This window comes from Streptomyces sp. NPDC058157 (assembly GCF_042884105.1).
In the GTDB taxonomy this organism is placed as follows: Bacteria; Actinomycetota; Actinomycetes; order Streptomycetales; family Streptomycetaceae; genus Streptomyces.
Genome location: NZ_JBHVUQ010000416.1, coordinates 1 through 606, shown reverse-complemented (window position 1 = coordinate 606; position 606 = coordinate 1). Strand labels below are relative to the sequence as shown.

The 606-nt window shown below is 71.8% G+C and carries 1 protein-coding gene and 1 pseudogene; both read right to left on the bottom strand.

The features are described 5' to 3' along the window. A pseudogene (locus ACFVXK_RS38470) lies at positions 1–235 on the bottom strand (serine/threonine protein kinase); the annotation flags it as partial. A gap of 102 nt (positions 236–337) precedes the next feature. Beyond that, positions 338–604, bottom strand: coding sequence for a DMT family transporter (locus tag ACFVXK_RS38465; RefSeq protein ID WP_389622013.1), 267 nt, complete (start codon positions 602–604; stop codon positions 338–340). Between the last annotated feature and the right edge of the window lie 2 nt (positions 605–606).

Below are 606 nucleotides of genomic sequence, written 5' to 3'. Positions count from 1 at the left end.
CCACCTGCGCCGTGTAGAAGCCGCTCACCCTGCGCGCGGAGGCGGTCAGTTCCGAGAAGCGGCGCCGGAACTCCGGATCGGCCGCCAACTCCGGCGCGAGCAACCTGACCGCCACCAGCCGGCCGCTGCGGGAGCGGCCGAGGAACACCGTCCCCAGTTCCCCGCCGCCCAGTCGCCCGACCAGCCGGAATCCGCCCACCTCACGCGGATCGCCGGCCTGTAGGTGTGTCGTCATCGCCGTGTTCCCTCCCGAATCGCGCCCGCCGTGGAACGTAGCGGCGCCGAGAGCGTTCGGATTGGACGAATGTGACCTCGCTCCCGGGTGGGTCCGGGTCCTTCACCCGGCCGGGGCGGTCGCGTGGGACAGCGCCACGCCACCGATGATCATGGCGAGGGCGAGGAGCCGGCCCACGGTCACCGGGTCCTTGTGGACCACGACGCCCAGGGTGATGGCACCGGCCGCGCCGATTCCGGTGAAGACGGCGTAGGCCGTGCCGACGGGCAGGCCCTTCATCGCCAGGGACAGCAGATAGACGGCCACGGCGGCGAGCACGAAGCAGAGCAGCGTGGGCAGCGGACGGGTGAAACCGGCCGTCGGCTTGATGC